Raw genomic sequence first — 16,282 nt, 5'->3', positions numbered from 1 at the left:
GCGCTGACGTTTAGGTCTCATAAACCAAGACCGCCGCAGCCAGATCCTCCAGGGCGGTTCCTACCGCTTTAAAAACCGTGCGACCATCCGACGCGTTCCGGCCCTCCACCCGCTTGTGAACCAGATCCGCCAAATCACCCACTACATCGCCTGGCGTAAAGACTCCGCGAGACATAGGTCCCAGCAACTCACCACTCTTTTGCAAGGCCTCTTGCGTATCGATATAGAGACGTACATCGCTAAAACACGCGTCGTCAGCTTCCCGCATCTGCGGGGTGAAGCTACCAATCAAATCAAGGTGGCTCTCGGGACCCAGCAGCGCACCACGAATAATCGGCTCGGTGGCCAACGTCGCACAACTAACAATGTCGACCTCACCCACAGCGCTATCTAAATCCAACGCAAGCCGTGCATCAAAGCCTTGCAAGCCCAAGGTCTCTAACAGCCTCTTCGCTGCCGTCACATCACGGTCCCACACCAGCACCCGCTCAATAGGCCGGACAACTCGGTAGGCTTCCGGGATCAAACTACCCACACGCCCACACCCTACGACCAGCAGGCTCCGGGCCGCTACAGGAGCAAGGTAGGCAGCAGCCAATGCCGACGCAGCCGCCGTTCGGCGAGAGGTAATTTCATTCCCGTCCAGTAATGCCAGTGGCTCACCCGTCCTGGCGTCATACAGCAGATAACTGGAGTGCAGACCAGGCAAGCCACGTTCAGCGTTGGCGGGGCAGATAGCGACTGTCTTGATACCCAAATATCGGTCCCCTTGCCATGCAGGCATGATCAACAAAGTTCTGGGAGACGCCTCATCCGTCTCATGCAGCGAGTGAGTATGCCGCAAAGGAACGTGGCAGCCCGTGATGAACATCTGTTCCAGCGCGGGAATCAGTCGATCAAAAGAAAGCGCCAGGCGTGTGTCTGCGGTATTAACAATTTTCATAGTCGTCCTGTGTTTACAAGGGCTTGAAGATCTGCGTGTCATCATGCATCCAGGACAACATCCGCAATAGGAATAGCCTGACAGACCAGACAAACGCCCGGGTCCTCTGGCTCACCACCATGAAGGTGGCGCACCTTGCCAGAAACCAAATGCACCGCGCAGCTCTCGCACTGCCCCACCCGACAACCACTGGCCATCTGCAAACCCAGCGATTCAGCAAAGCTCAGCAGTGTCCCTTGTTGAGGCCCCCACTCCACGGCATCCCGGCCCGAACGTAAAAAGCTGACCTTGAAACGCTGATCACCCTGCGGAGGTTCAGTAGGCGAACGAAAAATCTCGCTAAAAATGTCAAAACGGGGAACACCCCGCTCCACCAGTCCGGCGGAAACAATATCCATCATCATAGGAGGGCCACACATATACACCCGCGCACGCAACTCGATCAGCCTGTCATCGACCACACTGGCGTCGATATAACGCTGTTCGGTGAAATCGACTCCCTCCCGATCCCCTTCAAGCGGCGCGGCGTAATAATTGAGCACCTTCAACTGGGGAAGACGGGACTGGTGATACAAGATGCGGTCACGAAATGCATGTGTGCGACTATTTTGATTGCCGTAATACAGCCAGATTTCAGGCCCTTCCGCCCCGTCTGGAAGGGACTCCAGAAGACTGATGAAAGGCGTGATACCAATACCACCCGCAAATAAACAAAGCGGCTGCTGGGATTGACGCGGCAAGACCCACCCCCCGGAGGGCGCGCGCAGCGATACCACATCACCCAGGCGGAGTCGGCGGTGCAACAGGCCAGACATGCGGCCCTCAAAGGGCACGCCTTCAGGCGACCACCCCTTTTGATGGCGAACAGCAATACTGTAGCTGCGTCGATGAGGGACGTGAGCCGCAGCAGTCAGCGAATATGCCCGTGACAAGGCGACCCCACCCCCTCCATCCCACTGAATTTCGATATGCTGCCCCGGTCTATAGTCCGGCAGCTCCAGCGCATCTACAGACTCAAAATGAATACCTAGAACCCCCTCGGCTTCCGGATGCAATTGACTCACTCTGAAATCTCGATAGCCTGCCCACTTGCGTTGCCGCTCCTGGGTCGAGGGGTCCAGCTCCACATCACAAAGAAAAGAGCGCATGGGCACAGAACCACTGACAGGATCATGGTGGTCGGCAGAGATCAAGGTATTGAAATTACTGGCCTGTGCTCCCTCAATGGGCACATCCGGACGGTCCAACTCCGGACAGCTTTGCCACCAGCCGAACTCGGCCACAATCAGGTTTTCAGCCAGTTGTGGCGTAATACGGGCAACAAATCGCGCCTTGCCTAGACGGGTGCTGATGCGTATCCAGTCTCCATCCAAAATACCTTTTGCATTCGCCAAGACAGGGCTCAACTCAGCAACTGGATCCGGAGCGCGTTTACGCAACGACACCAGGCTGCGGTGCTGACTATGGCAATAAAAGCCATTTTTGGCCGAGCTCAACACATAGGGAAAGCGCCCCTGCTGCGTCGCCTTAGGATCAAGTGGTGTATCAGCTGGCTCAATAAAGGTGGCCAGGGGAGGTTGGGAATGCTTCAGCAGCCTCTCTGAATAGAGTTCGACCCGCCGCGTCGGCGTATCAAACCCCCGTACTCCCTTTGTGGTGGCACGCGCATACTTTCTTTCGCTGGCATCAATAGGGAAGGCAAGGCCCTGCGGCTGCCGCCGCAGTTGTTCCACCGACAGGCCCAAGGGTTCCAGAATATGATTCCACCCAGCATCCAGACTACCCCCAAAAAAATCATCCCCCATGCCCAGTCGGCAGGCCAGGTCAAAAACAACATCATTGTCAGATCGTGACTCGCCTTGAGGCGGCACCATACGCTGACGCAGTTGCACCCACCCTGCCGCCCGATCAGTAATCTCAAAGCCGACCCGCAAACCCTCACGCTCCCAAGGCGTATTGATGGGCAACACAATGTCTGCATATTTGGCAGCAGGCGTCTCAAACAAATCGCAGTGCACATAAAACTCAAGCTGAGAAAGCGCCTGCTGCGCTTGCGCCGTGTCAGCCTGCGATACCAGCAAATTCGTACCAAACGCCAACATCCCGCGTACCTTGTACGGCTTCCCCTCCAGAATGGCCCGGTAAGTATCACGTGCTGTCACCCAGCCTTGGGCGGGTGGGCCAATAGGCCGCTCATCAATCCCCAATGCCTTGATACGCTGACGATCAGACAAGAGGGAAAGTGGATTCACTGACCGAGTAGGCGACCCGATGCGCACTCGGTTAGCCCCTATACGATCAAAACTCCCTGTCAGTGCATACAAGCAGGCGACTGCCCGCTCCGTCTGTGTTGCATTGGAATGCTGCCCAATGCCCGTCCAGGCGTGATAGGCAATGCGGGCGCTGGACGCAAACAGTGCAGCAGCGGCATGCAAGGCCTTTTCCGGCACACCACTGATACGCTCAACCTCCTTTGGCTGATAGGCGGCACTGGCTTGAGCCAGCAGTTCAAATGCAGGATGGCAAAGAAGCCCTGCGACCTTTTCGGTATCAATTGAAAAAGTACCCCGCAAGCAAAAATGTTCACCACCTTGTACCTGGGCGCTTTGTTCGGTGTCATACGGCACCGCACACTGATGTGCATCGCTCCACACTACATAGCGGTTCCGCCCGGCATGGGGCCACAGATCTTGCTCTCGTAAAAAATGCCCGTTATCGCTACGGACCAATAAAGGCCCGTTAGTCCAGTCACGGACAAATGCCGTATCGAAGCCCTCGTCACGTAGCATCAAGTGCATCAGGCCAAGCGCAACCGCCGCATCCGTGCCTGGGCGTACCGGCAGCCACACCTCGGCCTGGCGCGCCAATGCCGTTGGCCTAGGGTCAACCACAATCAGCTTGGCCCCTTTTGCCCTCCCCTTGCCAATCTCATTGGCTTGCGCCAACCAGGTATTGGTGGGGTTGTGCCCCCACAGGACCATCAGATCTGCATTGGCATAATCAGCCGGTGGCATGCCACAACCAAAGGTAAAAGCATGCGCATAGTCCTTATGCCAATTACACACCTCGGTCGCGTAACAAATATTAGGGCTACCAAACAGGCGGACAAAACGCTCAATCCAGTCGATGCTGTCACTGAGCGAGGTTCCACTGGGTGTCGTCACGGCAAACACGACCGCCTCCGCGCCGCTCTCGGACTTGATTCGACCTAGCTGTTGCGCCGTCTCCGAGAGCGCCTCCTCCCAACTGATACGCACCCACCCAGGATCTGCACTGCCTTTGGGCCGGGTGCGTCGCATCGGATAGTGTATGCGATGAGGGCTATGCACCATTTCAGGTGCCGACTTCCCCTTCATACACATGGCCTGCCCGGTTGGATGCGACGGGTCGGGACGTACGGAAATTAAGCTATCCCCCCGCACCTCGTTGAGCGTGCCACAACGCGAACGACACAGCGTGCAATATCCTTGTTTGAATTCAGTCGGTATCACGATTAATTACACTCCCTCTGAATCAAGGCATCACAGGCGGGATGTAGGTCAAGGTACGCCCAAAGAACCAGAGCATGAACAGCACCAGTGGTGCATGCACCAGCAACTGCAAAAAGGTGAAGCCAACAATGTCGCGGGCTTTCAAGGCCAGCACCCCGAGTAGTGGCAACATCCAGAAGGGATTGATCAGGTTGGGCAGCGCCTCGGCCGCGTTATAGACCTGGACAGCCCAGCCCAAATGCACCTTCAGTTCATTCGCTGCCTGCATGACGTAGGGGGCTTCAATAATCCATTTCCCACCGCCCGAGGGGATGAAAAAACCTAAAACTGCCGAATAGGCTCCCATCATCACTGCGAAAGTCTCTGTGCTGGAGATACTGACAAACAGATGCGCGATACGGTCGGCCAAGGTCACTCCCCCGGCGCCCTTGGCGGCAGTCAACATAGCGGCAATAGCACCGTACAAGGGGAACTGAATAATCACACCTGCTGTAGAGGGGACTGCACGCGTCACCGCATCAAGAAAGTTGCGTGGACGCCAATGGAGCAACAAACCCAGCAAGAGGAACAAGAGGTTATAAGTGTTCAGCCCGGAGATCGCCACCAGCGGACTCTTGGCAATCAGCTCTTGTGCCAGCCAGCCAAAACCAAGAGCGCACAGAAGAATGGTCAGAATGGGGCTACGTTCAAACCACTCGCCCGGACGCCGGGTGCTGGACTCTTTATCAGCCGATTTGAACTCCGTCAGGTCCACACCTAACTCCTGAGCCGTCACCGCCTTGGAAGCCGTTGGAGCGGACAGAAATGCAATCAATACGGACACTATGATCAAAATCAGGGCCATGACCATGGACTGCCATAAAAAAATGGTCTGGCCAAATGGAATCACCCCGGTGATATCAAGAATACTTTTAGGCAAGCTGTCGGGATTGGCTTGCAACTGTGCGGCTGAAGAACTAAGACCCAAGGCCCATGTGCTCCCCAAACCCAGATACGCTGCAGCACCTGCGGCGCGGTAATCAAGCCGCAAGTCCGGGCGACGTGCCAAGGCGCGCGCATAGAGAGCACTGAAAATCAACGACACGCCCCAATTGAACAAGGACAAAATTATGCTGATGGTCGCAACGCAGGCAATGCCCTGTCGACCGGAGCTTGGCATGGCGGCAAGGCGTTCAATAAGGCGGGCGGCCAGCGGCGAAGTCGCCACCACGTAACCACCAATCGCCACCAAGGCCATTTGCATCGTAAAAACAATCAGACTCCAGAACCCATCGCCAAAGGCCTTGGCAACTGCTTGCGGACTGGAACCGTTGGCCATAGCCGCGCATGCCACAACAACCACGGCAATAGCGGCAAACACATACGCATCAGGGAACCAGCGCTCTGCCCAGGCCGTAAAACGCAAACCTAGCCGACTCAAAACGCCAGACTGGCTGCCCGTCTCGTCAGATGCATGAGAAACAGATGTACCCCGCCCTAGCCCGGCAAGGATTTTTGATGAAGATTGCATGAGTGTCTCCGTATATTGGAACTGTTGGCGTTCCTTGTTGCACATCGACAAACGGTGTGCTGATGGAGATCCTAACAATCGTCATACGACATTCATAATCCTTTAAATCTATGCTGTGATATAGAATAAAACTATGAAAATCACGATCAAACAACTGGAGCACTTCGTCGCTGCCGCCCAAACCGGACAGGTTTCTCGGGCAGCCCAGCGTTGTTATGTCAGCCAGCCTTCACTCACCACGTCCTTGAAAAACCTGGAGTCTTTTCTGGGGGTCCAGCTATTTAGCAGGCATTCTGCTGGCTTGCGGCTAACCTTGCATGGCGAACGCTTCCTGCGGCATGCCGAGCACATACTGGCATCTCTGGACATGGCAGTCGCGGAGACCAAAGACGCCATTTCATCCGTGGAGGGCTCAGTGAAACTAGCCATCACAGACACGGTCTCGGAATACATGTTGCCCAAGATTATCGGTGCCATGCGCCGTCAACTCCCCCAGGTATCCTTTGAACCAGTTGAGCGCAACCGCCTTCAGATCGAGCATGGAGTACGAGATGGCGAGTTCGACCTGGCTGTCGTCCTTATCTCCAACTTGACGCGTCGCTCAGACCTTAAGCAGGAACGATTACTCAAGTCCGAGCGCAGACTATGGACCGCGCTGGACCATCCCTTGGCGGCACAAAGCTCCGTCTCCTTGCGGGAACTGTCTGATCAGGCATTTATCTTGCTGGATATGGATGAACATGTGGCTACCGTCAATCGTTACTGGAGCGCGGCAAAGCTCAAGCCCAAAGTCGTTTTTCGTACGAAGTCGATTGAAGCGGTACGCAGTCTGGTGGCCCAGAATGTTGGGGTCACTATTTTGTCAGACCTTGTTTTCAGGCCTTGGTCCCACGATGGTGGCAGGATACGCAGAACGGCCATGACTGGTGGTGTGCCCTCCATGGATTTGGGCCTTATTTATCGACATGAGGCCCAGATGTCCAAAGCAGCCCAGGCCTGCGCCAACACCTTGCGTTTGCTGGCCAAAAGCGTTCTACGCGAATCCCATCTGATGATGGAAGGGAATGTACAGGGACTCAGAAATTGAGCCTTAAAAAGCTCTCGCCAAACAAGCTGATCTGATGAAGCCACGCATAAAAAACACCCCAAATGTTGGAGAACGCTCCAACTTTTGGGGTGTGATTCAGAAGGCCGGTTTTGCTACCGTTCCGATCTGAACAGCGACAACCTTACTGGCTTTCCAGAAAGCTCTTCAACTTATCAGCACGGCTAGGATGACGCAACTTGCGCAAAGCCTTGGCCTCTATTTGACGAATACGCTCACGCGTGACATCAAACTGCTTGCCCACCTCTTCCAGAGTCTGGTCGGTGCTCATCTCGATACCGAAACGCATGCGCAGCACTTTGGCTTCGCGTGGCGTCAGGGAATCCAGGACATCTTTCACCACGTCGCGCATGGAACCGTGCAAAGCCGAATCCGATGGCGAAACAGTGTTGTTGTCCTCGATGAAATCGCCCAAGTGGGAATCGTCATCGTCACCGATAGGCGTTTCCATGGAGATAGGCTCTTTGGCGATTTTCAGGATCTTGCGAACCTTGTCCTCGGGCATGTCCATCTTCTGGGCCAGGGTTGCGGGATCGGGTTCAACGCCGGTTTCCTGCAAGATCTGACGATTGATACGATTCATCTTGTTGATCGTTTCGATCATGTGAACCGGAATACGAATCGTGCGGGCCTGGTCAGCAATCGAACGCGTAATGGCCTGACGAATCCACCACGTTGCATAGGTGGAGAATTTGTAGCCACGACGGTATTCAAACTTGTCCACCGCCTTCATCAAACCGATATTGCCTTCCTGAATCAGATCCAGGAACTGCAAACCACGGTTGGTGTACTTCTTGGCAATCGAGATCACCAGACGCAAGTTGGCCTCGGTCATTTCGCGCTTGGCTTTACGAGCCTTGGCTTCACCGGTGGTCATGCGTTTGTTGACTTCTTTGAGATCCTTCAAAGGCAGAACAACGCTGGTTTGCAGGTCGATCAGCTTTTGCTGAACTTCCTGAATGGCAGGGATGTGGCGTTCCAGAATGGCGCTGTAAGCGTGGTTGCCAGCAACCTCTTGCACCACCCAATCCAGATTGGTTTCGTTGCCTGGGAAAGCCTTGATGAAATGCGCACGTGGCATATCAGCACGATCCACACAGATGTTCAGGATTTCGCGTTCGTGCTGACGCACAATCGCAACCTGCTCACGCATGGTGTCGGCCAGCTTTTCCACCATCTTGGCGGTAAAGCGAATGCCCATGAATTCGTTCAGGATGGTTTCCTGTGCCTGCACGTAACCGGGGCTCTTGTAGCCATCGGTCTCGAAAGACACGCGCATCTTGTCAAACCATTCGCCAATGATGTCGAATTTCTTGAGCGACTTGTTGCGCAGGTATTCAATCTGCTTGCTGCTCATGCCGCCGGCTGGACCTTCGTCCTCATCGTCAGCGCTCACGCCGGAACCGGCGTATTCCTCGCCATCATCGTCCACTAGGCCGTCAACCACTTCGTCGATCTGCATGACGCCTTCACGCACACGCTGAACATAGGCCAGAATTTCGTTAACCGTGGTTGGGCAGGCGGCAATCGCCATCACCATGTGCTTCAGACCATCTTCGATACGCTTGGCGATTTCAATTTCACCTTCGCGAGTCAGCAGTTCCACCGAGCCCATTTCGCGCATGTACATACGCACAGGGTCAGTCGTGCGACCGAAGTCGGAATCCACCGTGGTCAACGCAGCCTCAGCTTCGTCCTCAACATCGTCGTCGCTGGATGCCATGGGCGCGTTATCGCTCATGAGCAAGGTATCAGCGTCGGGAGCCTGGTCGTAAACCGAAATACCCATGTCACTGAAGGTGCCGATAATGCCATCAATGGCTTCGACATCCACCAGATCATCGGGCAGGTGGTCATTGATTTCACTGTAGGTCAGGTAACCGCGATCCTTACCCAGCTTGATCAGGGCTTTGAGGCGGTTGCGACGGGCTTCCTGTTCTTCAGGGCTCAGTTGGCCACGTACCCCAAAAACGTCTTTTTCGGCTTTGGCGCGCTTGGCACCACGCTTGGCCACCGGCTTGAGATCAGGAATGACCTCTTCTTCGCCGATTTCGTCGTCATCGACAAAATCGATACCGTCGTTATTGGCATTTTTTGCAGGACGTCCACGGCGACCGCCGGTAGCGGCTTTAGCCGCTGTTTTCTTGGCAGCCGCTTTTTTAGCTACCGTTTTTTTAGCAGCCGCCTTTTTAGCTGCCTTTTTGGCAGGCGCTGCGCCTGGCTCTCCACTTTCGTGAAGCTCATCGAGCTCTACCGAGCTTGATGCCCCTGATTTTGCTGTCGCGGCCAAGGTTTTCTTAGCAGACCGAGAGACCGTCGTCGAGGTTTTACCAGTCGTTTGAGTCATATTTTCTTCCATAGACGCCATTTACCCCTGTGGCACTAAATGTGTAGCCACCGAGTCGTACAGGCAAAAGAGCCTGATGATGAGCGTGTTCACAACCGGCTTGCGCCTGGGCGTGTTGCGCGAGCGAACCCTAAGTCATTTAATCCCTGGCTCATGGGCTCAAGGCATAAGGTGGTTCACAATCCGCTAACCCGCCGCATTTGCTTGCGTACCAGTTTTAACCCCCTGGCCGGCCACAAACACCACACATAACCCATTATTTTACTTCACTTGCCGAGTATAAGCAGCATTCAACAAAGCAATACGGCGTGTCAATTCTTGATAACGCTGACGCTGCTCGGGCTCTTTCAAGCCCGTAGTGATCAATGCCGACTGCTCTGCCTTGATCGCATCCAGTTCGATGCGATGCAGCGCATCACGCCATTCGCCTTGGGGATCGGGCAATTCCTCCTCGCCCAAAAGCTCTGTGGCCAGCGCCTCGAGCACAGGGGCCAAGTCAGACTCGGGGTCCACGGCCTCCAGCAAAGCACCGGCGTGACGCGCCGAACTGATATTACTTAAGGCGATCAGCTCTTGCACCAACCGTAAGTGGGGGCTTTGTGCCAAAATTTCAAGCTGTTGATCGCCTAGCCCTCCCACCAAAGTGGGATGCCCAATAAGCAAGCGCAGCAATCGCTTGGCCATCGGGGTCACGGTACGGCTGCCACCGAGGACAGCACGCTCTTGCCGTTGACGATTATTCTTGCCCCCCTTGCCTCGCCCTGAAACCGGCCGCTCCTGGTATTGTTCCTGCGGCTGCCAATCGGGCTCATCTTGCCAGCCATCCATCGGCAAACTGTCGGCAAAGGAACCATCAAAGCCGTCCTCAAACGGGGCCATCTCATCCGTTGCGGGCGCAGCTTGTATCGGTACAGCAGGCCTGGCGACCAGGCCGTCCTGTGCCGGTGGCGTATCGACAACAGCTCGACGCAACGGCTCTACCGTGCTCAAACGCTGCGCCAGCTCTTCCGGGGTGAGCAGCACCATGCGGGCAAATTCATGTTGAATCTGCACCTTCAAAGTGCTGTCGGCCAGCTCCAGCAACAAAGGCAACGCTTCGTGTACACAGGCCGCGCGACCTTCTGCCTCGTCCATACGATGATGGGCAGCCAGTTCATCCAGGAAAAAGCGTGATAACGCCGCTGCTTGCTGGGCTTGCTCGCGAAACGCTTGCGCGCCGTACTCACGAACAAACGAATCCGGGTCGTGGTTATCCGCCAAAAACATGAAGCGGATGGAGACATCATCACGAACCAAGGGTAAGCAGGTATTCAAGGCACGCCAGGCAGCTTTGCGCCCAGCCCTGTCACCATCAAAGCAAAACACCAGCCTGTCGCTGGCGCGCATTAATTTGGTAATGTGGTGTTCGGTGGTCGCGGTGCCCAATGTCGCCACAGCGTTATGCAAGCCATGTTGCGACAGCGCCACCACGTCCATATAACCTTCAACAATCAGGACAAAGCCTTCTTGGCGTATGCCCTGACGCCCTTCCCACAAGCCGTAAAGCTCATGCCCTTTGGAAAACAGCGTCGTTTCTGGTGAGTTCAGGTACTTGGGTTCGCCTTTTTCGATCAGACGGCCACCAAAGCCAATGATATGGCCTTTGGTACTGCGGATCGGGAACATGACACGCGAACGAAAACGATCGTAGCGACGACCATCCTCGGACTCGATCACCAAGCCGGACTCAACCAGTTGCTTGTCTTCGTATTGCGGAAAAACAGCCGATAGCCCGCGTCGCTCGGTACCTGTCCAGCCTAGGCCGAAACGGGCAGCCGTCTCCCCATCCAGGCCACGACGTTTTAAATAATCGATCGCAATGGGAGATTGTTTTAGCTGACGCAGGTAATGCCCCTGTGCCGTCTCAAGAATATGATGCTGGCGCGATAGCTCGTCTTTACGACGCGCATCGGCAGCACGTTGGCGTGGGGTGCGATCTGCTTCGGGCACAGTCATTCCGACGGACCCAGCCAAGCTGCGTACCGCCTCGGGGAATGAAGCCCCGGTGTGTTCCATCAGGAACGAGATAGCCGATCCGTGAGCGCCGCAACCGAAGCAATGGTAAAACTGCTTGGTCGGACTGACTGTAAATGAAGGGGATTTTTCGTTGTGAAAAGGGCACAGGCCAAGCAAGTTGGCCCCGCCTTTACGCAACTGCACATATCGCCCGACGACATCTACGACATCGACACGGGCGAGCAGTTCCTGAACAAAAGATTCAGGGATCAATACAAGCGTGGGGGCAGTTGCTGGCTGCGGATGCGTTTGTAGTGGCGCTTCACGGCGGCTGCGTGTTTACGCTTGCGCTCAGCCGTTGGCTTTTCGTAGAATTCGCGCGAGCGCAGCTCGGTCAACAGACCGGTTTTTTCGATAGTGCGTTTGAAGCGGCGCAAAGCAACTTCAAAAGGTTCGTTTTCTTTCAGGCGAACAATGGACATGTAATCCCTGACCTTTGTAAAAAGAGTTAGCGTAACAGATAGCCCAACATGGTAGCACGATTGCAGGCATACACCAAGCAAGGCGCAATTAGGCTATCCACCAAGTATCTGAATACCAACGATCAAGCCTGACCTGTACCCTTACGGATCCAGGCGTCCAGCTGATGAGGGCGAATGCTATCGTAGTCCTCAAAAGGCTGATGAATCCAGGGATTTGTGGGCAACTTGGACACGTAGTAGTCTGGGTCGACTTGTGCGTGGCCTTTCCACCACAAAACAGCGGTTTTCAGCTCGGTGATCGCAGGAAACTGTGCACGCAAGTGATCGCGTACACGCATAAAAGTCTTGCCGGTATCGACCATATCATCGACCAGCAGCACATTGCCATCCAAGGTGCCACGGGTAATGGTGATGTATTGCGCAATATCCAGATCGCCCTGTTCGGTACCGGCGGCCTCACGATAACTGCTGGTGGCCAAAATACCCAAGGGCACATCATAGATGCGCGAAATAACGTCTCCCACTCTCATGCCGCCTCGAGCCAGGCAAACAATTTTGTCGAATTTCCAGCCTGATTCGTGAATGCTCAGGGCCAATTGCTCAATCAGGCGATTGTATTGTTCCCAGGAAACCCATTCATCAGTATCGCTATTTGGGGGCAGACTCATATGTATTCCAGATATAAATGCACTAGCTGCGCTTTGGTACCTGCAAAACAAGAGTCTGGTAGGCCAACGCAGCGTCCAGAACGACAAAGCGGCCCTTCAGGCCGCTCTGTACGCACCGTACAACGGTGCAAGGCATTATACCGCGATAAATCGCTTATTTGGTAAACGGATCGCGCAATACAATAGTTTCGTTGCGATCTGGCCCTGTGGAAACCATGTCGATAGGCACATCGCACAGTTCAGCAATACGTTCCAGATAACGACGAGCGTTGATAGGCAGCTTGTCGTAGTCGGTCACGCCCACTGTGGACTCGGTCCAGCCGGGCATTTCTTCCAGAACAGGTTCGGCCTCAGCAACCGCGTGTGCACCGTAAGGCAAAACGTCCAGGAACTCGCCCTTGTAGCGGTAACCCACACCAATCTTGATTTGCTCAACGCCGTCCAGCACGTCCAGCTTGGTGATGCACAGACCGGAAATACCGTTGATCATGACCGAGCGCTTCATGGCAGCCGCATCAAACCAGCCACAACGACGGGGACGGCCGGTTACGGAACCAAATTCCTTGCCCACGGTAGCCAGACGCATGCCGGTGTCATCCAGCAATTCGGTTGGGAATGGACCCGAACCCACACGTGTCGTGTAGGACTTGGCAATGCCCAGCACGTAGCTCAGTTCCTGAGGACCGACACCCGAACCCGCAGAAGCGGCACCGGACAGACAGTTGCTGCTGGTAACGAAGGGGTAGGTACCGTGGTCAATATCCAACAGCGCACCTTGGGCACCTTCAAACAGAAGCTTTTGCCCTGCTTTTTTGGCCTGGTACAGGTTATTGGACACGTCAGCGACCATAGGAGCCAGTTGTTCAGCGTGCTTCATGGCCAGATCACGCACTTGCTCGGCGCAAACGGCTTCGGCGCCCAGGTACTGGGTCAACACGAAGTTGTGGTAATCCAGCGCTTCCGACAGTTTCTCGTCGAAGATTTCGGGGTCGTACAAGTCCTGAACACGCAGGGCACGGCGTGCCACCTTATCTTCGTAGGCAGGGCCAATACCGCGACCAGTAGTACCGATCTTGCCATCGCCTTTACGCTTTTCACGAGCCTGGTCCACAGCGATGTGGTAGGGCAGAATCAATGGGCAGGCAGGCGAGATCTGCAGGCGCGAACGCACGTCCAGACCGGCCGCTTCCAGCTCGGCAATTTCGGTCAGCAAGGCTTCGGGCGAGAGCACCACGCCATTGCCAATGTAGCAAGTGACGTGCTCGTGCATGATGCCCGAAGGAATCAGGCGCAGAATTGTCTTCTTGCCATTAATCCACAATGTATGGCCAGCGTTATGCCCACCCTGGAAACGAACCACGCCATGCGCGGACTCGGCCAGCCAGTCGACGATCTTGCCTTTGCCTTCGTCACCCCACTGGGTGCCAATCACCACAAGGTTTTTGCTCATGTCTAGTATCAGAATAAAGGAGGCCGGCGCGGTGCCGGACCGATAACAATCACCAGCGCCATAAACCGTCTGGTTTACAGCGCCCTAACTTGCCACTGACCGTCCGACAAGACCAGCTCGCGGTCGATCACGAATTCATCCAGATTCAGCTCCTGACCGGGCAGCATCTGAATCACAATTTCACCGTTCTGACGCAACTGCTTGACCGCTGCACTCAGGGCCGCATCATTGCCCCAGGGGGCACGTACCGCGCGGGCCGCCTGAGCCGGCGGCAGGCCAGCCGAGAGCTTGCGCAAATCCAGGCTGAAACCGGTTGCAGGACGGGCACGGCCATACATGCGGCCAATGCCATCAAAACGTCCGCCCTTGACCAGGGCATCGTGCCAGCCTTCGGCGTAGACCGAAAAGATCAGGCCCGAATGGTAGGCATAACCGCTGCCGATATCGGCCAGGTCCACCGTAATCTCGTGGCCGGGCAAGGCATCAATAAAGCTGCGCAGGCTGCCCAGGGCTTCGCGCACTTCGGGCTCGTCCGGCAGAACACTGCGGGCACGCTCCAACACGCTGCCATCGCCGTACAGCGAGGTCAAAGCCAGCAGATAACGGGTGGTTTCAGGCAAACAGCCCGATTCACGCCCCAGGGCGCGCAGGCCCGACACATCCTTGGCGTTCAGAAGCTCACACACTTCTGCCACGCGGGTTTTCAAAATAGGATCGCGCTCGATCAGGAAGCGCCCCAGATCGGGGTAGTTCAAGTCCAGACGAGGATGATGCACCCCTGCCCGACCCACGCTTTCCAGCGCCAGTTGCACCACTTCCAGATCGGATTCGATACCGGCATGGCCGAAGATTTCCGCGCCGATCTGCAATAGCTCACGGTCCGACAGCAAACCAGCCGGACGAGCATGCAAGACCGAACCACAGTAGCAAAGCCGAGTCACGCCTTCGCGGTTAAGCAAGTGAGCATCAATACGAGCTACCTGGGGGGTCATGTCGGCGCGTACGCCCATCGTACGACCCGAGATTTGATCGACGACTTTGCTGGTCCGCAGATTCAAATCTGTGCCAGAAACCGCCTGCAGGGATTCCAGATACTCCACCAGCGGCGGAGCGACCAGTTCGAACCCGTAAGTACGATACAAGTCTAGCAAATCGCGGCGCAGCTCTTCGATGCGACGCGCCTCTGCAGGCAAGATATCAGCCAGGCTCTCTGGCAACAACCAATTGGACATACTCGTGCCTCGGACTACTTATAAACGAAAGTTCCAGCCAAACAAAAAGCGACTTAGGGCTTGTAAGCCGCCTAAGTCGCATGCGAAGTGGTGTTAGTAACTTACACGCTAGTATAAACGATCAGGGCCGCGGGTGGAACACCCAACGGCCCTAAGTTCTCTAGCGGGGATCAGTTCGCAGGTGCTGCGGGTGATCCTTGCTCGCCCCAATACTTGAAGAAATCAGAGTCAGGACTGATGACCAGCGTATCGGTCTGCTTGCTGAAAGCACTACGATAGGCTTCCAGGCTGCGGTAGAAACGGTAGAACTCGGGGTTCTTGCCATAACTATCGGAGTAAATAGCAGCGGCTTCACCATCACCCTGACCACGAATGGCCTGAGCTTGTGCGTAGGCATCTGCCAGCAACTCTTCACGCTGACGTTCGGCTTCGGCACGGATACGCTCGCTTTCAGCGGCACCGGTTGCACGCAAGCGGTTTGCTTCTTGTGTACGCTCGGCTTCCATACGGCGGTACACCGATTCCGAAATCTCGGGAGCGAAGTCAATGCGGCGCAAACGCACATCAACCACTTCCACCCCCAAAGGACGAGCACGCGCTTCAACGGCAGTCAGCACCTCGCGCATAATGGCATCACGTTCGGTAGACACCACTTCTTTCACGGTACGGACGTTCACCGAAGCGTTCAAAGCGTCACGAATCTGAGCCTGCAAACGCTCGACCGCACCACGATCCGTTGCGCCAAAAGTCACGTAAAACAGGCGCGGATCGGAAATACGCCATTTGACGTAAGAGTCGATCAACAGGTTCTTCTTTTCAGCGGTCTGAATACGCTCGGGGTCCTTGGTTTCAATTGTCTGCAGACGCTTGTCAAGGAACACCACGTTTTCAAATGGCGGCGGCAACTTGAAGTGCAAACCGGGCGTTGTAATGGTATCGCGCACTTCACCCAGGGCAAAAACCAGCGCCGCATCGCGCTCACGCACGATAAATACGGAAGACAGCAGCAGACCGACAATTACCGCCAGGGCCACCAGAGCAGGAAATAAACGTTGCATC

11 protein-coding genes are annotated in these 16,282 nt (G+C 55.4%); 1 reads left to right on the top strand and 10 read right to left on the bottom strand.

Going from position 1 to position 16,282, the window contains the following annotated elements; translation table 11 throughout:
- Positions 1-10 precede the first annotated feature (10 nt).
- From LNA76_RS02770 to LNA76_RS02760, 3 genes are read right to left on the bottom strand one after another with little or no spacing between them, the layout of a single operon-like run.
- Positions 11-943: an ornithine cyclodeaminase family protein gene (locus LNA76_RS02770; RefSeq protein WP_230017844.1), complete on the bottom strand. Its 933-nt coding sequence runs from the start codon at positions 941-943 to the stop codon at positions 11-13.
- Positions 944-984: 41 nt separating this feature from the next.
- Positions 985-4,431 (bottom strand): molybdopterin-dependent oxidoreductase, encoded by a 3,447-nt coding sequence (locus tag LNA76_RS02765; protein ID WP_230018775.1) that lies wholly within the window; start codon positions 4,429-4,431, stop codon positions 985-987.
- 25 nt (positions 4,432-4,456) lie between these two features.
- Positions 4,457-5,944: a short-chain fatty acid transporter gene (locus LNA76_RS02760; protein ID WP_442778972.1), complete on the bottom strand. Its 1,488-nt coding sequence runs from the start codon at positions 5,942-5,944 to the stop codon at positions 4,457-4,459.
- A 133-nt stretch (positions 5,945-6,077) separates the two neighbouring features.
- Here LNA76_RS02760 and LNA76_RS02755 point away from each other — a divergent pair, with 133 nt between their 5' ends.
- Positions 6,078-7,031, top strand: a complete 954-nt coding sequence (locus LNA76_RS02755) for a LysR family transcriptional regulator (protein WP_230017843.1) — start codon at positions 6,078-6,080, stop codon at positions 7,029-7,031.
- Between the two features lie 142 nt (positions 7,032-7,173).
- Here the strand turns inward: LNA76_RS02755 and rpoD are convergent, their stop codons facing one another.
- From rpoD to hflC, 7 genes are all read right to left on the bottom strand, one after another.
- A complete protein-coding gene (rpoD, locus tag LNA76_RS02750; RefSeq protein WP_230017842.1) occupies positions 7,174-9,396 on the bottom strand; it encodes an RNA polymerase sigma factor RpoD in 2,223 nt (740 codons plus the stop codon).
- 261 nt (positions 9,397-9,657) lie between these two features.
- On the bottom strand, positions 9,658-11,664 hold the full coding sequence (dnaG, locus tag LNA76_RS02745) for a DNA primase (RefSeq protein WP_108727645.1): 2,007 nt from the start codon (positions 11,662-11,664) through the stop codon (positions 9,658-9,660).
- Positions 11,661-11,873 carry a 30S ribosomal protein S21 gene (rpsU, locus tag LNA76_RS02740; protein WP_003799344.1) on the bottom strand — a complete coding sequence of 71 codons (213 nt, stop codon included), beginning with the start codon at positions 11,871-11,873 and terminating at the stop codon, positions 11,661-11,663. Before rpsU ends, dnaG begins: the two co-directional genes overlap by 4 nt.
- 122 nt (positions 11,874-11,995) lie before the next feature.
- Complete coding sequence (locus LNA76_RS02735; protein WP_021446480.1) at positions 11,996-12,541, bottom strand: phosphoribosyltransferase; 546 nt, start codon at positions 12,539-12,541, stop codon at positions 11,996-11,998.
- Positions 12,542-12,695: 154 nt separating this feature from the next.
- Positions 12,696-13,991 carry an adenylosuccinate synthase gene (locus LNA76_RS02730; protein ID WP_162988159.1) on the bottom strand — a complete coding sequence of 432 codons (1,296 nt, stop codon included), beginning with the start codon at positions 13,989-13,991 and terminating at the stop codon, positions 12,696-12,698.
- A 74-nt stretch (positions 13,992-14,065) separates the two neighbouring features.
- Complete coding sequence (locus LNA76_RS02725; protein WP_108727646.1) at positions 14,066-15,223, bottom strand: ATP phosphoribosyltransferase regulatory subunit; 1,158 nt, start codon at positions 15,221-15,223, stop codon at positions 14,066-14,068.
- A gap of 170 nt (positions 15,224-15,393) precedes the next feature.
- Entirely contained in the window at positions 15,394-16,281 is an 888-nt protein-coding gene (hflC, locus tag LNA76_RS02720) for a protease modulator HflC (protein WP_094197050.1), read from the bottom strand.
- Position 16,282 lies beyond the last annotated feature (1 nt).

Source organism: Alcaligenes sp. MMA (assembly GCF_020907215.1).
Classification (GTDB): domain Bacteria; phylum Pseudomonadota; class Gammaproteobacteria; order Burkholderiales; family Burkholderiaceae_B; genus Alcaligenes; species Alcaligenes aquatilis.
Note: the sequence above shows the minus strand (reverse complement) of the source record. Positions and strands in the feature narration are given on the sequence as shown.

Excerpts from the sequence above, each read along its gene's own strand:
- LNA76_RS02770 (WP_230017844.1), bottom strand. The coding sequence starts at position 943 with ATGAAAATTGTTAATACCGCAGACACACGCCTGGCGCTTTCTTTTGAT.
- LNA76_RS02760 (WP_442778972.1), bottom strand. The coding sequence starts at position 5,944 with ATGCAATCTTCATCAAAAATCCTTGCCGGGCTAGGGCGGGGTACATCT.
- LNA76_RS02755 (WP_230017843.1), top strand. The coding sequence starts at position 6,078 with ATGAAAATCACGATCAAACAACTGGAGCACTTCGTCGCTGCCGCCCAA.
- rpoD (WP_230017842.1), bottom strand. The coding sequence starts at position 9,396 with ATGACTCAAACGACTGGTAAAACCTCGACGACGGTCTCTCGGTCTGCT.
- rpsU (WP_003799344.1), bottom strand. The coding sequence starts at position 11,873 with ATGTCCATTGTTCGCCTGAAAGAAAACGAACCTTTTGAAGTTGCTTTG.
- LNA76_RS02735 (WP_021446480.1), bottom strand. The coding sequence starts at position 12,541 with ATGAGTCTGCCCCCAAATAGCGATACTGATGAATGGGTTTCCTGGGAA.
- LNA76_RS02730 (WP_162988159.1), bottom strand. The coding sequence starts at position 13,991 with ATGAGCAAAAACCTTGTGGTGATTGGCACCCAGTGGGGTGACGAAGGC.
- LNA76_RS02725 (WP_108727646.1), bottom strand. The coding sequence starts at position 15,223 with ATGTCCAATTGGTTGTTGCCAGAGAGCCTGGCTGATATCTTGCCTGCA.
- hflC (WP_094197050.1), bottom strand. The coding sequence starts at position 16,281 with ATGCAACGTTTATTTCCTGCTCTGGTGGCCCTGGCGGTAATTGTCGGT.